Genomic DNA, 15,874 nt, shown 5'->3' with positions numbered 1-15,874 from the left:
GATGCAGGCGACGCCCGCGAGCGCGGCGGAAATCGCGATGTGAATGGCTGTAAGACGGGTCATGCGTCGCGCCCCTTTTTCCTCGCCCGCGATCAGAAACAATCGTAGCAGATATTGGCGAGCCGCGTCCTGCCGGCGGCGGGTTGCGTGCGGGCGGCGTCGGCGATCATCGGCGCCGGGCCGATCTCCTTCACATGCATCGCCCATGAGGTCGGCTCGATTAGCGCGCCGCGCTTCGCCGTCTCCGCATGAGCGAGGCCGACGCCCACAATGGCGAAGATGGCCGAGCCGATCGTGGCGCCGATCAAAGTGGTGGTTAATTTGTTCATGGCGTCGTTTCCTTCCATCGCCTGGTTCATGGGAAGGAAATTAGCGCCGCAAGCCCCGCGCCTCTGTGCGCGGGCGCACGCGCCGCAACGGCCTTCTTGCCGCACGCCGCCGATTGGGGCATCGTTCGCCAAAGCCTTGGAGAAAGGGGGAAGTCCCCGATACGCCCTTGTCGCCGCGGCTTTCGATCCTCACCCGGCGGAAAGGGGCCAATGAATTATCGCAATCTGCTCATCGTCACGACGGGGCGCACGGGCTCGACGCTGCTGATGGGCGTTCTGAACAGCCTGCCCGGCGTTTTGATAAGGGGCGAAAATCACAATTTCTGCTTCGGCCTCCATCTCGCCCATCGCGCGCTTGGTCTCGTGAAGGAAGTGCCGAGGCGCGCCTGGGGACCCTTGACGCCCTTCTACGGCGCGAAGCATCTCGACCCGGAAGCTTTCATGAATGACGCGCGCGCGCTCGTGCGACGGCAGATCCTCGCGGGTGACGCGGCGCAATGCTGGGGCTTCAAGGAAATTCGTTATACGCCGCGGGAGCTCGCGCATTCGGGACAATATGCGCTCGCGCCTTATCTCGATTTTCTCGACGCGCTGTTTGAAAAGCCCCTCTTCGTCTTTCTCACGAGAGACATGGACGAGATCGCCGACAGTCAATGGTGGAAGACATTTCCGCGCGAGGATGTGATCAGGGAGCTGAGCGGATTTCTCGACGCGGCGCGCCGCTGGTCGTCGGGCCGCGATAATGTCTGTTGGCTCGATTACCGCAACATCGTCGCGCGGGACGCGACGTTCCGCAATCTTTTCGCGACGCTCGGCGCGCCCTATGACGAAGCGCGGATCGAGCATGCGATGGGCGAGGAATACAGCTGGGGCAACAAACGCAGCAACGTCGCGCATACGCGCGCGCGGGATCTGGACGGCGACCTTCCCTGACAGCATGAAAAGCACGAAAGCCGCCAGCTTTCGCCGACGGCCTTCGCCTGCGCCGATGTGGGGTCTCAACGGTCGGCGCGGCCGTTCCTTCTACGAGCAAGCGGCTCAATAGCCGTCGTCGTAATATTCATAGGCCGGCGCGCGGCGGCGAGGAGCGTAATAGGGCTGGCCGTAGTGAGGCTGACCATATCCGTAATCGTCGTAATGGGGCTGGCTCGCCATGCCGCCGATGATCGCGCCGGCCACAACGTCCGCCGCCGCCGCGCCCGCAATGGCGCCGGCGTCCGAGGCCGAAGCCGGAGTCGCGGCCGCCACGCCGCCCGCGAGAAGAACGGCGGCGGCGCTGGCGGTGAAAATGTTGCGAAGATTTGTCATTGCCGTCTCCCGGAACCAATTTGTTCGATGCATGGAGACTAGCGGCGGCGCAGCCGGGAAAATGTGCGGAGGCGCACACGAAGCGATTTTGCGGTGATCTTGGCCCCTCGCCGGATTGCTATTGTAAAACAGGCGGCGCGTCTGCGCCGCCCGTGGTGGCCTTCACATCTTCTTTTCGAGCGCCTTGGCGTCGGCCTCCACCTTCTTCCAGGCGGCCTTGAGCTTGCTCCAGTAGGATTCCTGCGGCGCCTTCTTGCAGTCGTCGATGACCATGGGCACGACTTTCTCGGCGCCCTCTATGTCGACGAAACCCGTAGGCTTGCCGCCCTTGCCCTGCGCTGAGGACCAGTAGATCACTTTCGGCTGGAACTGGTCCTCGACGGCGAGAAACTCCTCGCAGGTCCATTTGGAGACCGGCTTTTTCGTATCGGCCTGCGCGGTGGTTGCGAAAACAGCCGCGACGGCCGCGGCGAGATAAAGCGTCTTCATGTTTTCCCCCTTGTTTATATTGGCAGCGCTGAGGACGAGCGCCGCCGGGGACTTTATTGCCGGATTACAACTGGCGCCAGCGCCGCTTTCCGCATACATGCGATTGCTTCGCCGAGAATGGCGACAGCGATTTCGGCGGGCGTCGCCGCGCCGATGTCGAGGCCGATGGGGGCGTGAAGACGCTCGAGATCCTTTGCCGCGACGCCCTGCGCGACGAGCCGCTCCACGCGGCGCGCATGGGATTTTCTGGAGCCCAGCGCGCCGACATAGAAACAGCGCGACGGCAGCGCGAGGGTGAGCGCGAGATCGTCGATCTTGGGATCATGAGTGAGAACGGCGACGGCGGTGAAGGCGTCGAGGCCGAGCGTCGCGAAAGCCGCGTCGGGCCATTGTCGCAGGAAGCGCGTCGCGGGAAGGCGTTCGGCGGTCGCGAAGGCCGCGCGCGGATCGACGACGATCACATCAAAACCCGCAAGCGACGCCATGGGCGCGAGCGCCTGCGCCACATGCACGGCGCCGACGATCACGAAACGGTAGCCGGGCGCGTAGCGATTGACGAATACGCGCGCGCCGTCGCGTATTTCTGTCGCGCTTGCGCGCGAGGCGTCATCCTCCTCCGCGCGCAAAAGGCGATGTGCGCCGCCTGCGAGCGGCGTGACCAGCGCGCAGCCGCGCCGCGCGGCGCGTTCTTCGCCGACGCTTTCGATCAATGCGGCGAGCGCCGCGTCGATCCTTTCGACATGAATGGAGACCCGCCCACCGCAGGTGAGTCCCGCGCGCCAGGCGGTTTCGTCCGCGACGCCGAATTCGAGCACGCGCGGCGCGCCGCTTTCGATTGCATCGATCGCCGCAGTGATGACTTCGCCCTCGACGCAGCCGCCCGACACCGAGCCGAGAAAGGCGCCTTGCACGTCGACGACGAGATGCGCGCCGACGGCGCGCGGCGCGGAGCCCCATGTCTCGATGACGGTCGCGAGCGCCACGCCGCGCCCCTCGCGAAACCACGCCGCCGCCTGCTGCAATATCTCCGCGTCGCTGAGCATCAATCTTCCCGTTTCTGGCGCGGCGCGCGTCATTGGGTTAGTGTAATTTCAACAACCGGCTGCGAGGCGCGCGATTTCATGCCTCAGACAAAACACGTCGCCGCAATCGTGCTCGCCGCCGGATCGTCGCGGCGTTTCGCGTCGGGCATGAAATTGCTTGCGGATTTTCGCGGCCGGCCGCTCGTTCGTCACGCCGTCGAGGCCGCGACGCGCTCGCGCGCGAAACCGGTGATCGTCGTCACCGGTCATCGCGCGGATGACGTCGAACGCTGCATAATCGGGAGCGGCGCGCGTTTCATTCGCAATCCGCGATTTGCGGAAGGAATGGCGTCCTCGCTCATCGCCGGCGTCGCCGCTCTGCCTGCGGACATCGAAGGCGCCGTGATCTGTCTTGCGGACATGCCGCTCGTGAAAAGCGCGACGATAGACCGTCTCATCGACGCCTTCTCGCACGCGCCTGAGAACATGACCGCCATCGCGCCAGCGTATGAAGGCCGCCGAGGCAATCCCGTGCTGCTCTCCCGCGCGCTTTTCGGTGAAATCGCGACGCTCGCCGGCGACCAAGGCGCGCGGCGGCTCCTGCGCGACGAGACGACGCTGTCGCTCGTCACCGACGACGCGGGCGTCGTTTTCGACGTGGACATGATCGGCGATCTTCACGGCGATTAGGCGAGTTGCACGCCCGCTCTTTTCAGCGGCGCCTCGCGGATGCGCTTTCCCGTCGCGGCGAAATAGGCGTTGAGCACGGCGGGCGCGGCGACGGCGATCGCGGGTTCGCCCACGCCGCCCCAGAAGCCGCCGCTCGGCATGACGATCGCCTCCACCTTCGGCATGTCCTTCATACGCATCGACTCATAGCTGTCGAAATTGTCCTGCTCGACGCGGCCGTCTTTCAACGTGATCTCGCCATGGAACAGCGCCGACAGGCCGAAGACGACATTGCCCGCGATCTGCCGCTCGATCTGCGCCGGATTGACCGCGTGTCCCGGATCGGTCGCGATGATCATGCGATGCAATTTGACCTTGTTTTCGTTTTCGACGGCGATCTCCGCCACGGCCGCCACATAGGATCCATTGGCCATGAAAGTCGCGAGCCCGCGATGAAGCCCGGCCGGCGCCGGCTTCTCCCATTGCGCGCGCTGCGCCACCGCGTCGAGCACGGCGCGCTGTTTCGGCGCTCTCGCCAGCAGGCGGCGGCGCAGCGCGAGCGGGTCCTCTCCCGTCGCATGGGCGATTTCATCCATGAAACATTCGAGAAAAATGGCGTTCTGATTGATGTTCACGCCGCGCCAGAAACCCATTGGCGCGGGCGTCTTTCGCATCGCATGTTCGACGAGAAGATTTGCGACGTCATAGCCGAGCGCCGCCTCGCCCTCCGCGTCGAATCCCTGAAAAGCGATCTGGTCGATCCCGTTCTTCATCCATGCGGGCGCGACTTCGGCGAGGATCGAGGGCGCGGAAAGGCGGATGTGAAGCGCCGAGAGCTTGCCCGCGGCGTCGAGCGCGGCGGAAAGCTTGCATTGCGTGACGGGATGATAATGGCCGTGCGTCATGTCCTCCTCGCGCGACCACAGAAGCTTCACCGGCGTGCCCGGCATTTCTTTCGCGATGAGCACCGCCTCCGTAATGTAATCCATGAAGATCGTGCGACGCCCGAAGCCGCCGCCGATCGACATCTTGTGCACGTCGCATTTTTCCGGCGCGAGGCCCGAGGCCTCGATGACCGCTTTCAGCGCCGCCTCGCCGTCCTGCACGCCGGCCCAGACCTCGCATCGATCGGCCGTATAAAGCGCTGTGGCGTTCATCGGCTCCATCGTCGCCTGGCACTGGTAGGGATAGGCGTAGACCGCTTCGAGCGTCTTCGATGCGGCCGCGATGGCGGCCTTCGCGTCGCCATGGCTGTTGCCGACGCCCGCGGGCGCGTCGTCTGCGAGCCCCTTGGCGAGATCGGCGGCGACCGTTTCGCTGGAGGCCGCCGCATTCTCGCCCGCGTCCCATTCGATCGGCAATTTGTCGAGCGCGGATTTCGCGCGCCACCATGTGTTGGCGACGACGGCCACGGCGTTGTCGCCCACGCGCAATATGCGCATGACGCCGGGCATGCCGGCGATCGCGCTTTCGTCATAGCTTTTCACGCGGCCGCCGAAGACGGGGCAATGCCGGATCGCGGCGTTGAGCATGAAGGGAAGTTTCACGTCCACGCCATAGACCGCCTTGCCCGTGACCTTGTCGGCGGTGTCGAGCCGTTTCAGCGGCTTTCCGGCGATGGTCCAGTCTTTGGGGTCTTTCAGCGCGACTTCCTTCGGCGGCGGCAGTTTCGTGGCCGCTGCGGCGAATTTGCCGTAGCTCGCGGAGCGCCCGGAATTGCGATGCAGGATGACGCCTTTCGCCGCGCTGCATTCGGCCGCCGGCACGCCCCAGCGCTCGGCGGCGGCGGCGATGAGCATGTGTCGCGCCATGGCGCCGCCCTTGCGAACATAGTCCTGCGACGCGCGAATGCTGAGGCTGCCGCCGGCGAGGAAGTCGCCCCAGACGCGGCCCCGCGCCGCGCTCTCGCCGGGCGAGGGCTGCTCGACCGAGACCTTCGACCAGTCGCAGTCGAGCTCCTCGGCGACGAGCTGGGCGAGGCCGGTCAGCGACCCCTGCCCCATGTCCGAGCGCACCACCCTGACGATAACGCTGTCGTCGGGATTGACGACCACCCAGGCGTTGACCTCGTTGGCGCTGATTTCCGGCGCGGCCTGCGCCTGAGGCGAGAGGTCGAGCCCAATGGCGAGACCGCCCAGCGCCGAGGCGCCGAGGAGGAAGCGTCTGCGGTCGATTGCGGCGATCTTGGTCATGCCGATGCGCCTCACGCCTTCGCGGCGGCGTGAATGGCTTCACGCGCCTGCTGGAAACTGCCGCAGCGGCAGATGTTGGTTATGGCGGCGTCTATGTCGGCGTCGCTCGGTTGGGGGTTTTGCGCGAGCAGCGCCGCGACGGCCATGATCATGCCGCTCTGGCAATAGCCGCATTGCGGAACGTCGTGGTCGATCCACGCCTGCTGCACGCGATGCAGCGCGCCGTTTTCCGCAAGGCCCTCTATGGTGACGATATTTTTGCCCGCGACGTCGCCGAGCTGGACGGAGCAGGCGCGCGTTGCGACGCCGTCGACATGAACGGTGCAGGCGCCGCACTGGCCGACGCCGCATCCATATTTCGCGCCGGTGAGGCCGAGCGTTTCGCGCAGCACCCAGAGCAAGGGCGTGTCGGGCTCGGCCTCGGCCTCGACCGTCTTTCCGTTCACAACAAGGCTCACCATGCCGCCGTCTTTCCGTCTTTCGCGAATCCCGGCTGGGATTATAGGGCCGGAAACCGGCCTGTCGCCTGCGACGTGACAGATGGGGGCGAAAGAAAGAAAAAGAGCCCCCGGCCTGATGAGGCCGGAGGCTCGAAATCCTCGGAAGTCTGCAGCTCCCCCGGAAGATGCCGCTCAATACACTAAAAATGTAAACACGCGCAAGCGTGGCGGGCGATGATTCATGTCAAAAGGGCCGCCGGCTTCGCGAGAAGCGGCGGCCCCCAGACGCGGGCGGCGGCGATCGGCCGGCCCCTCACCCGCCCGCATTCTGTCCGCGCGGCGTCAGCGCCTCGCCATTCCGCGGGCGGCGGCGTCCTCCTCGCCGGCCCAGCCGCCGCAGCGATCGGCGTTGCGGCCGCCGTGGCTGCACTCCATGCCGCCGATCTCGCTGCGGTCATCGAGGCCGTACTCCTGCGCGGCCGCCGTGTTCACCACGCCGCCGAAAGCGGCCAGCGCGCACAGGGCGCTCAGCGTGGCGATGAAGGTGATCATGGTCTTGCGCATCGTCGGCTCCCGTTCGTTTCGTTCCATGCTGGAGACGATAGAGGGCGCGCGGGCGAAGCGATGTGCGGGCGCGCACAGGGCCGCGCGCGACCTCGCCGCCGCCTTGATATTGCACAGCTTGTATAGGGCGCCGCTGACGCCTAGCTTCCTCGGCGACCGGCGCCGGTCGCCGGCGCATATGTGATTGGACCGCTTCGATGAGCACGCCTGTCGCCGGCGCCGAAAGGACCGCGGAAGAGCTGGTGCGCGGCATTCTCGACTCGCTGCCGCAACATATCGCTCTGCTCGACCGCGACGGGGTCATCCTCGCGGTCAACGAGCCCTGGCGGCGTTTCGCACGGCAGGGCGGCGCGAGGCCGGAAGCCGTGCTGGAGGGCGCCAATTATCTCGCCGCCTGCCGGGCCGCCGCCGAAACGGGCGACGCGACGGCGCGCGAGGCGCTCGCGGGGCTCACGAAGCTCTTTTCCGGGGCCTGCGACGCTTTCACCTTCGAATATCCCTGCGCCACGCCCGAACGCGAATTGTGGTTCGAGATGCATGCGAGCCGCGCCGCTTTCGGCGTGAGCAAATTCGTCGTCAGCCACGCCGACGTCACGACCCGGAAAAACGCCGAGGAGGCGCTGCGCGAGAGCGAACGGCGCGAGCGCCGCCACGCCGCCGAACTGGAAGCGATCCTCGACACGGTGCCGATCGGCGTCTCCATCGCCCTCGATCCGCGCGGCGATCACATGAGAGGCAACAGGGCCTGCGAGGAGTTGCTCGGGACCACGCCGGGCGCCGAACTCTCCATGACCGCGCCGGACGCGCCCGCCCTCCGCGTGTTCCGGCAGGGGCGCAAACTCTCCGTCGACGAGCTGCCGCTGCAGCGCGCGCTCGCCGGCGAACTCGTCAGCGACATATTGGAGATCGTGAGGCCCGACGGCCGGACGGTCACTGTCTACGCCAAGGCCGCGCCGCTCCATTACGAAAACGGCGAGACCAACGGCGCCGTTGGCGCGTTTCTCGACATCACCTCGCTCAAGCGCGCCGAAGAGGCTCTGCGCGAGAGCGAGGAGCGTCACCGCACGCTGATCGAGGCGCTGGGCGACGGCGTCTTCGTCGCGCAGGATTATCGTTTCGTCTTCGCCAACGCCGCGCTGCCGGCGATGCTCGGCTACACGCCGGCGGAATTCTGGGACATGCCCTTCGACAAGGTCATCGCGCCCGAATGCCTGCCGCTGTGGAACGAGCGTTTCGCGCAGCGGATCGGCGACGGACCCGAGCCGCCCGGCAATTACGAGGCGCGCGCCGTGCCGAAGTCGGGCGGCCCGCCGATCGACATGGAGCTGCGCGCGCGCCGGATACAATATCGCGGCCGGCCGGCGGTGCTCGGCGTGCTGCGCGACGTGACGGAGCGCAAGAAGACCGAACAGGCGCTGATCGCCGCCGACCGGCGCAAGGACGAGTTTCTGGCGACGCTCGCTCATGAGCTGCGCAATCCGCTCGCGCCGATCCACGACGCCGCGCATGTCCTGCGCCGCATGTCGCTGACCGGGCCGGATGGGGAAAACAGCCGCGCGCTCGTCGAGATCATCGATCGGCAGGTCGGCCATCTCATCCGCCTCGTGGACGAATTGCTGGAAGTCTCGCGCATCACGCGCGGCAAGATCGAGCTGATGATCGAAAGGATCGACCTCGCGGCCGTGATTCGTCAGGCCGTGGAGACGAGCCGGCCGGTCATCGACCGCGGCGGCCATGCGCTGCGCGTCGAATTGCCCGACGCGCCCCTGCCCCTCGACGCCGATCCCGTGCGCATGACGCAGGTCTTCACCAATCTGCTCAACAACGCGGCGAAATATACGGAGCCCGGCGGCGAGATCGTGGTGCGGGCCGATCGGCGCGGGCGCGAGGCGGTCATCACGGTGACCGACAGCGGCCTCGGCATTCCGCCGGAGATGCTGCCGCGCGTCTTCGATCTCTTCACCCAGGTGGACCGCACGCTGGGGCGCGCGCAGGGCGGGCTCGGCATCGGACTTGCGCTGGTGCGCAGCCTTCTGAAGCTGCAGGGCGGCTCGGTGGAGGCCGAGAGCGCGGGCCTCGGGCGCGGCACGACCTTCACCATCCGCCTGCCTCTCGCCGCGACGGCCGGGACGCAGGAGGCGCAGCCGCCGGAGAACTCGGGCGCCGCGCGCTGCTCGCGCCGCATCCTCGTCGTCGACGACGACGTCGACGTCGCCCGCAGCTTTGCGATATTGCTCGAAACCTATGGCGCCGTGGTTCGCACGGAAAACAGCGGCGCGGCGGGCGTCGCCGCCTTCGACGCCTTCAGGCCCGACCTCGTCTTTCTCGACATCGGCATGCCACGCATGGACGGCTACGAAACCGCCCGCCGCCTGCGCGCGCGGCCCGGCGGCGAAAAAGCGACGCTCGTCGCGCTGACCGGCTGGGGCGAGAAGCAGATTTCCGAACAGGTCCGCGCCGCCGGCTTCGATTTCCACCTCACCAAGCCCGCGCCGGACGCGGAGCTGGAAAAACTGCTTTTCGCCGGAGCCAGAACGTCGGGCGCGGTCGAGGGGGTTTAGCCGGAGTTCCTGGCGACGCCATTGGCGGCGTCGTGAAATCTGGCGAATTCCGCAGCGAGAAAGTCGATCATGCCGCGAACGGCCGGCTGCACGCCGCGCCGCGAGGGGAATACGACGTAGACGATTCCCGTTCGCGGCCGCCATTGCGGCATGATCTCCACGAGCGCGCCGGTCGCCAGATCGTCGTCCACCGCGAAGGCCGGCAGATGAGCCGCCCCGATCCCGTGCAGCGCCGCGAGCCGCATCTGCACGAAATCGTCGGTGACGAGGCGCGGCTGATGGGAGACGAGCAGCGTTTCCTCGTCCGGCCCTTCAAGACGCCATTGATAGAGGCTCCTCGGCGGCCCGATGTCGATGGTCGGCAGCGCTGAAAGTTCAGCCGGCGTCTGCGGCGGGGCGAATCTGGAGAGGAAGGCCGGACTGGCTACGATCCGCTGGGGGCTTTGCGCCAGAATGCGTCTGACGAGATCGCCCTCCTCGAGCGGTGGAGTGGACACGCGAATCGATACGTCGATACTGTCGGTGATGACATCGATCGGACGGCTCGTGCTCTTCAGATAGACCTGAACGAGCGGATACCGATCCATGAAACGCGAGACGAGATCGCCGATCCGGAAATGGACGAGGCCGGGCGGACAGGTCACCCGAACCCGGCCCTGCGGCTCGGCGTGGAAGCGGTCGATCGCCTCCTGAGCCGCATCGGCCGCCTCGAGCATCTCCTTGCAGTGGCGGTAATATTCCCGCCCGATCTCGGTGACGGCGAAGCTTCGCGTGGAACGCTGGAGCAGCCGCACGCCGAGGCGCTGCTCGAGCAGCACCAACCGCCGGCTGAGCCGCGATTTCGGCACTCCCAGCACGCGGGCGGCGGGAGCAAAGCCGCCATTGTCGACAACACGCACGAAAAAATAGAGGTCGTTCAGGTCTCGCACGGCACATTGTCCATGTCATCGTCCATGTAATGGAACGCAGAGATCAAAATTCATCATCTTCCGCATCAACTTAAGCAACGATATGAATGAAGACAAGCAAAAAATAGCAACGATCAAGCTTGTGATGCGGTGAGGCTGGGGAGATGAGAAGAATACTTGGTATTTTTGCTGCTTCTGGACCTAAATGGATCGGAGACGGGTTTCCAATGCGAATGTTATTTTCACATGACACCTTTAACGAACATATCGACCCATTTCTTTTATTAAGATATACGAGCTCGATTTCCTTCTCTCCCGGGCGCGAACCTCGCGGCGTCGCGCCGCATCCTTGCCGCGGCTTCGAAATTGTGACGCTCGTCTTCGAGGGCGAGGTCGAATATTGCGACTCGACGGGAGAGGCGACCCTCCTTGCGCCGGGCGACGTTCAATGGATGACGGCGGCTTCCGGGATATTGCAGGGAGCGCGCCATTCGCAGGACTTCACCGCGAGAGGCGGCCCGCTCGAGATGGCGCAACTCTGGGTTAATCTCCCCGCGCGGGACAAGATGTCAGCGCCCGACCGTCAAACCATTCGCGGCAGGGACATGCCCGTCATCGATCTGCCGGGCGAGGCTGGCGAAGTGCGGATCGTCGCCGGCGACCATTATGGCCATAAGGGCGCCGCCGAAACCTTCACGCCGGTCAACGTCTGGGACCTTCGCCTGAAGAATGGACGCCGCACGGCGCTGACCTTGCCGGAAGGCCACACCCTCTGTGTCGTTGTTCTTTCAGGATGCGTGGAAATCAACTGCGAGCGGCAGTTGGGGGCCGTGGACTTCGCCCTTCTCAGCCGCACGGGCGGCGCGATCACGCTGGAGGCCCTGAGCGAGGCGAAAATACTGATTCTATCCGGCGCGCCGATCGACGAGCCGGTGGCGGCGCATGGCCCCGTCGTCATGAACACCGCCGACGAAATTGAGCGGGCGATCGCCGATTTCGGCGCGGGCGCTTATCACCGATAGGCCCGATGCGCATCCGCGCGGCGCCAATGACGCCGCGCGCCTTCCGGGTCCTAAAGGCCCGCGCTCAGCTCGCGGTCACGCAGGACGACGCCCGTCAGATGGCCGAAGCTGCTTTTATGCGGAAGCGCGGCGCGCGTGCGGCCGATCATGTACCAGTCCTGCCAATGCCGCCACGGTATCCAGTCGCCGACGAGGCCGGCGCTTCTGATGAAGCCTAGAATCGTCTCGGGACGGTAGGCCACGCATCGCGGGTAGGCCCAGCCCTTGTCCGTGAACTCCTCGTTGAGCCCGGCTGCGCCGAGATGAACGAAGGTCGCCAGAACGAGCCCGTCGTCCTCGAGAACGTCCCTGAAGCCCGCGAGGGCCGCCTCGATCAGATCGGCGCCGCAATGGGAAAAGATGGACTGGGCGACGATGAAATTGAACTTCACGCCGAACACCCGCGAGTCGAAGTCGCTGTTGTGGCTGAAATGCGGCTGCTTGATGCGGATCTGGTCCCGGCCGACTTCCTTCTCGATCGCTTCCTCGATGAGCCATTTGTTGGGCTCGATCCCGTAATAATTGCCCGGCAACAGATAGGGAATGAACAGCCGGCCGGCGCGAAGCGAGCCGCATCCGAAATCGAGCAGCCTGTGATGGTCGCGCAATCCCAGCGTGGTCAGCAGCCTGAATTGGCTCGCGCCCATGAAGTCATAATGCTGCGGCGGGCCGACATAGGCGCTGTAGTGAGCGTCTCCCGGTTGAAGCTTCTTGGCGTCTGCGCGCATCAAGCTCTTGACATCATTGCTCACTGATTGACCTCATCGGGCCGGAAGCGGCCCTTTTACATTTAACATGTTGAAAATCATAGCTTATTTCTTTCCGCAGCGTCAATTGAAGCCGTTTCGGCGCGTTCCCTGCCGATGCGGATTCACCCGCAGCCGAACGTCGCGACCTTTGTTTTGCGCGGTCCCGGCCCTATTCTCCTGCCTGTGCGGCCCCTCGCGCGCGCCGCGGCGCGGCGGACGCGCTGAATGTAAATGCCGGCGCCGGAGCCGTGTCGCGATCCGGGCGCGGCTGCGCCGCGGGCGGGCTTCCGCCCCAAGGAGGAAAAGAGCCATGATCGGTCGCATTCTGACGGCGGCGGCGCTGGCCGCCGCGCTCGCGGGGCCTTCGCCCGCCCTGGCCGGGGGTTTCGGAGATCCGTGGCGCAGCGAGCAGGCCGTCCCGCGAATCGGCGGCTGGCCGGCGCAGGGCGGCGACTGGGGCGCCGGCCCCGGCCAATGGTCCGGCGGCTATCACGGCGGCGGGCGGCCGCATTATGGCTATGGGCCCCGCCCTCGTGTCTACGAACAAGACTGCTATCGCTGGAACGGCTGGCAGTGGATCTGGGTGTGCTGATCTTGGCGTGAGCGCCGCCCCGGAGGCGATCCGCCCCATCCGAGCGGCTCGGGGGCGCCAAAAATCCCGGAATCGCCCCCGCCCCGCCCCGATTCAGGCATGGCGGGGCCGCATTTCGTCGTCAATCAAAGAGCCGCCGACACGGAGAATGGCGCGCGGCCCCGAGGCGGGTCCCTGCGCCCGTCGGCGGTGAGTTGGGTTCGGTCGGTCATCCGGCGGTGGATCGCGACTCACGCTCTTGCAGAGTCCCGATCACGGCGGGCGCATCGGCGCCTTTCGGTCCGAACGAAACCCGTTCGATCATGCGCGGCCGCGGCGCGGCCCGGCGCGCATGGATTCCCATCAATCGGAGAGTAAATGCACAATGCGTTCTGGCGCGCGGGCGTCGTTTTCGCCGCGCTTTTCATGCTTGTCACAACTTCCCCTCTGGCGCTCGCGCGGCACTCCGTCCGCGACGCCCTGTTCGATAAAACTTCCGATGACGCCCGGCATGTCACGCAGGCGCGGCGGCGCGGCGGCGCTTCCGACCCCGGCGCCGGCGTGGTGCGCGCCTCCTGGTACGGCGGCGGCGAGCGCCTCAACGCCCATACGGCGAGCGGCGAGCGCTTCAACCCGGCTGCGCGCACGGCGGCGCATCGCACCCTGCCGCTCGGCACGCGGGCGCGGGTGGTCAATCTTGTCAATGGCCGCGAGACGCTCGTCACGATCAACGATCGCGGGCCGGCGCTGTGGACCGGCCGCGCGCTCGACCTGTCGCGTCAGGCGGCGGTCGATCTCGGCATGATCCAGGGCGGCGAAACGCGGGTGAAGATGGAGATCATTCGCTGATCGCGCCGCGATCTTCGTGAACTTTCGGGGCCCGCGCGATGTGCGGGCCCTGTTTTTTGCGCTGGCGCCACGGCGGCGCTGCGGGCCTGATCCCGCGTCTGGCGCCGCGTCTATCGTCGTCAGCCCCGCGCCGCGTCTTCGGGCGGGCGTTCGACGCATTCCTTCACGGCGGCCTGCAGGGGCAGGAGATCGCTTTCGCTGAAGGTCTCCTGATCTAGCAGGCGTTGCGCGGCCTCCCGATGCAGGGATGCGCAGCGCCGCAATATCTTGGTCGCCCGATCGAAGGCGCGTTCGACGAGATCGCGGATGGCGGCGTCGATCCTTGCGCCGGTTTCGTCGCTCACCTCGGAGGGGAGCGGCCCAAGCCCCTGTAGATCGAGGTAGCGCGGGCGCTCGGTCGCAAGCGCCGCCTGCCCGAGTCCGGGCTCCATGCCATAGCGCGTGACCATGGCGCGGGCGATTTCCGTCGCTCGCTGCAGGTCGTCGGCGGCGCCCGTCGTCGCCTCCTGGAAAACGAGCATCTCCGCCGCCCTGCCCCCCAGAAGCACCGTCATGCGGTCGAGCAGTTCGGTGCGCGTCATCAGATAGCGGTCCTCGGCGGGCATCTGCATCGTATAGCCGAGCGCGCCGAGCCCACGCGGAATGATCGACACTTTCCTGACGACATCGATGTCGGGCAGCGCCATGGCCACGATGGCGTGGCCCATCTCGTGATGGGCGACGATGGATCTCTCGCGCGGATTGAGCAGGCGCTTGCGTTTCTCCGGCCCCGCCAGCACGCGCTCGATCGCCGCGGTGAAATCCTCGATGGACACGGCCTGCGCCTTGCGGCGCGTCGCCAGCGTCGCCGCCTCATTGACCAGATTGGCGAGATCGGCGCCCGTGAAGCCGGGCGTGAGCGCCGCGATCCGGACGGGATCGACGTCGGCGGCGAGCCTGATCTTGCCGAGGTGAACACCGAGGATCGAGACGCGGCCGTTCTTGTCCGGCCGGTCGACCGAAATCTGGCGGTCGAAACGGCCCGCGCGCAGCAGCGCCGGATCGAGCACCTCCGGACGGTTGGTGGCGGCGAGCAGCACGACGCCGACGGTGGGATCAAAGCCGTCGAGTTCGGCGAGGAGCTGGTTGAGCGTCTGCTCCTTCTCGTCATGCCCGCCGCTCAGCCCGGATATGCCGCGCGCGCGGCCGAGCGCGTCCAGCTCGTCGATGAAGATGATGCAGGGCGCCATGGAGCGCGCCTGCGTGAAGAGATCCCTGACGCGCGCCGCGCCGACGCCGACGAACATCTCCACGAATTCCGAACCGGTGATGGAGAGGAAGGGAACGCCCGCCTCCCCCGCGACGGCGCGGGCGAGCAGCGTCTTTCCCGTGCCCGGCGGCCCGACCAGCAAAATGCCCTTCGGTATGTGCGCGCCGAGGCGGCCCCAGGTCGCCGGGTCTCTCAGAAAGGCGACGATCTCCTGCAATTCCTCCTTGGCCTCGTCGACGCCGGCGACGTCGGCGAAACCGACCTTCACGTCCTTCTCCATGAAGATCTTCGCCCTGCTCTGCCCGACCGACATGATCGAGCCGAGCCCCTGCCCGACGCGGCGCGCGAAAAAATTCCAGATGAAAAAGAAGATCACGGCCGGCGCCAGCCAGTAGAGCAGCGTCGTGCCCCATGTGTTTTCGACGGCGCCGGAATATTTCACCTGCGCGGCGTCGAGCTCCTGCGCGAACCTGGGATCGACGCGAACGGCGAGCACCTGCTTGCGGCCGTCCGGCAGGGGCTTTTTGAGCGTCGCCTCCACCACCCGTTCGCCGACCTTGACCTCGGCGATCCTGTCGTCGCGCAGCATGTCGACGAATTCGCTGTAGGGGATGACCTGCGTCTGGCTTTGCGTCTGCAGGAACTGCTGGAAGGCGAGAATGGCGAGGACGGCGAGAAGGAGATAGCCGACCCCCAAGCCCCATTCTCCCGCCTTGTCGGACTTTTCCATCGGCTCGGGTCTCGTTGCGTCGTCGTCGCGGCCGGCGGCGAGCATAATGTTTTGCGCGCGCGGCGCCTACATTTATGGGCCGCGCCGGTCCGGCGAGGGCGCCGCGTCGGGGGCGGCGATGGCGAAGCGTTCGTCCGGGTCGATTTTTTCTGATTGTTTGAAAGAAATGCGAATTATTCTGAT

Annotated in this window: 16 protein-coding genes; 6 read left to right on the top strand and 10 right to left on the bottom strand. The window is 66.1% G+C overall.

What is annotated here, in order from left to right:
* Positions 1-92: 92 nt before the first annotated feature.
* Positions 93-329 (bottom strand): hypothetical protein, encoded by a 237-nt coding sequence (locus MET49242_RS00085; protein ID WP_144062584.1) that lies wholly within the window; start codon positions 327-329, stop codon positions 93-95.
* 210 nt (positions 330-539) lie between these two features.
* Between MET49242_RS00085 and MET49242_RS00080 the strand changes: the two genes are divergently transcribed.
* Complete coding sequence (locus MET49242_RS00080) at positions 540-1,262, top strand: sulfotransferase (protein WP_036279091.1); 723 nt, start codon at positions 540-542, stop codon at positions 1,260-1,262.
* A 105-nt stretch (positions 1,263-1,367) separates the two neighbouring features.
* Here the strand turns inward: MET49242_RS00080 and MET49242_RS00075 are convergent, their stop codons facing one another.
* The 3 genes from MET49242_RS00075 to MET49242_RS00065 form a co-directional block, all read right to left on the bottom strand.
* Entirely contained in the window at positions 1,368-1,637 is a 270-nt protein-coding gene (locus MET49242_RS00075; RefSeq protein ID WP_144062583.1) for a hypothetical protein, read from the bottom strand.
* Positions 1,638-1,799: 162 nt separating this feature from the next.
* The gene (gene hdeA, locus MET49242_RS00070; RefSeq protein WP_036279088.1) at positions 1,800-2,126 is read right to left on the bottom strand and encodes an acid-activated periplasmic chaperone HdeA; all 327 of its coding nucleotides are present in this window, start codon (positions 2,124-2,126) and stop codon (positions 1,800-1,802) included.
* Positions 2,127-2,179: 53 nt separating this feature from the next.
* Positions 2,180-3,169, bottom strand: coding sequence for an XdhC family protein (locus MET49242_RS00065; RefSeq protein WP_051133869.1), 990 nt, complete (start codon positions 3,167-3,169; stop codon positions 2,180-2,182).
* Between the two features lie 78 nt (positions 3,170-3,247).
* Here MET49242_RS00065 and MET49242_RS00060 point away from each other — a divergent pair, with 78 nt between their 5' ends.
* Entirely contained in the window at positions 3,248-3,838 is a 591-nt protein-coding gene (locus tag MET49242_RS00060; protein WP_036279082.1) for an NTP transferase domain-containing protein, read from the top strand.
* Here the strand turns inward: MET49242_RS00060 and MET49242_RS00055 are convergent.
* From MET49242_RS00055 to MET49242_RS00045, 3 genes are all read right to left on the bottom strand, one after another.
* Positions 3,835-6,009 carry a molybdopterin cofactor-binding domain-containing protein gene (locus MET49242_RS00055; protein WP_036279162.1) on the bottom strand — a complete coding sequence of 725 codons (2,175 nt, stop codon included), beginning with the start codon at positions 6,007-6,009 and terminating at the stop codon, positions 3,835-3,837. The genes MET49242_RS00060 and MET49242_RS00055 overlap by 4 nt on opposite strands.
* An 11-nt stretch (positions 6,010-6,020) precedes the next feature.
* Positions 6,021-6,470, bottom strand: a complete 450-nt coding sequence (locus MET49242_RS00050) for a (2Fe-2S)-binding protein (RefSeq protein WP_036279079.1) — start codon at positions 6,468-6,470, stop codon at positions 6,021-6,023.
* Between the two features lie 321 nt (positions 6,471-6,791).
* Positions 6,792-7,013, bottom strand: coding sequence for a hypothetical protein (locus MET49242_RS00045; RefSeq protein ID WP_144062582.1), 222 nt, complete (start codon positions 7,011-7,013; stop codon positions 6,792-6,794).
* 197 nt (positions 7,014-7,210) lie between these two features.
* Between MET49242_RS00045 and MET49242_RS00040 the strand changes: the two genes are divergently transcribed.
* Positions 7,211-9,574, top strand: coding sequence for a PAS domain S-box protein (locus MET49242_RS00040; protein ID WP_051133865.1), 2,364 nt, complete (start codon positions 7,211-7,213; stop codon positions 9,572-9,574).
* On the opposite strand, the gene MET49242_RS00035 is transcribed toward MET49242_RS00040, so the two are convergent.
* Positions 9,571-10,503 (bottom strand): LysR substrate-binding domain-containing protein, encoded by a 933-nt coding sequence (locus MET49242_RS00035; protein ID WP_036279072.1) that lies wholly within the window; start codon positions 10,501-10,503, stop codon positions 9,571-9,573. The two genes, MET49242_RS00040 and MET49242_RS00035, sit on opposite strands and share 4 nt — an antisense overlap.
* Before the next feature lie 143 nt (positions 10,504-10,646).
* Between MET49242_RS00035 and MET49242_RS00030 the strand changes: the two genes are divergently transcribed.
* Positions 10,647-11,504: a pirin family protein gene (locus tag MET49242_RS00030; protein ID WP_036279069.1), complete on the top strand. Its 858-nt coding sequence runs from the start codon at positions 10,647-10,649 to the stop codon at positions 11,502-11,504.
* A gap of 50 nt (positions 11,505-11,554) precedes the next feature.
* Here MET49242_RS00030 and MET49242_RS00025 read toward each other — a convergent pair whose 3' ends face one another.
* Positions 11,555-12,295: a class I SAM-dependent methyltransferase gene (locus MET49242_RS00025; RefSeq protein ID WP_036279066.1), complete on the bottom strand. Its 741-nt coding sequence runs from the start codon at positions 12,293-12,295 to the stop codon at positions 11,555-11,557.
* 307 nt (positions 12,296-12,602) lie between these two features.
* On the opposite strand from MET49242_RS00025, the gene MET49242_RS00015 reads away from it, so the two are divergent.
* Positions 12,603-12,884, top strand: a complete 282-nt coding sequence (locus tag MET49242_RS00015; RefSeq protein WP_051133864.1) for a hypothetical protein — start codon at positions 12,603-12,605, stop codon at positions 12,882-12,884.
* A 357-nt stretch (positions 12,885-13,241) separates the two neighbouring features.
* Positions 13,242-13,712: a septal ring lytic transglycosylase RlpA family protein gene (locus MET49242_RS00010; protein ID WP_051133863.1), complete on the top strand. Its 471-nt coding sequence runs from the start codon at positions 13,242-13,244 to the stop codon at positions 13,710-13,712.
* A 119-nt stretch (positions 13,713-13,831) separates the two neighbouring features.
* Here the strand turns inward: MET49242_RS00010 and ftsH are convergent, their stop codons facing one another.
* Complete coding sequence (gene ftsH, locus MET49242_RS00005) at positions 13,832-15,691, bottom strand: ATP-dependent zinc metalloprotease FtsH (protein ID WP_051133868.1); 1,860 nt, start codon at positions 15,689-15,691, stop codon at positions 13,832-13,834.
* Positions 15,692-15,874 lie beyond the last annotated feature (183 nt).

This window comes from Methylocystis sp. ATCC 49242, assembly GCF_000188155.2.
Lineage (GTDB): Bacteria > Pseudomonadota > Alphaproteobacteria > Rhizobiales > Beijerinckiaceae > Methylocystis.
Note: the sequence above shows the minus strand (reverse complement) of the source record. Positions and strands in the feature narration are given on the sequence as shown.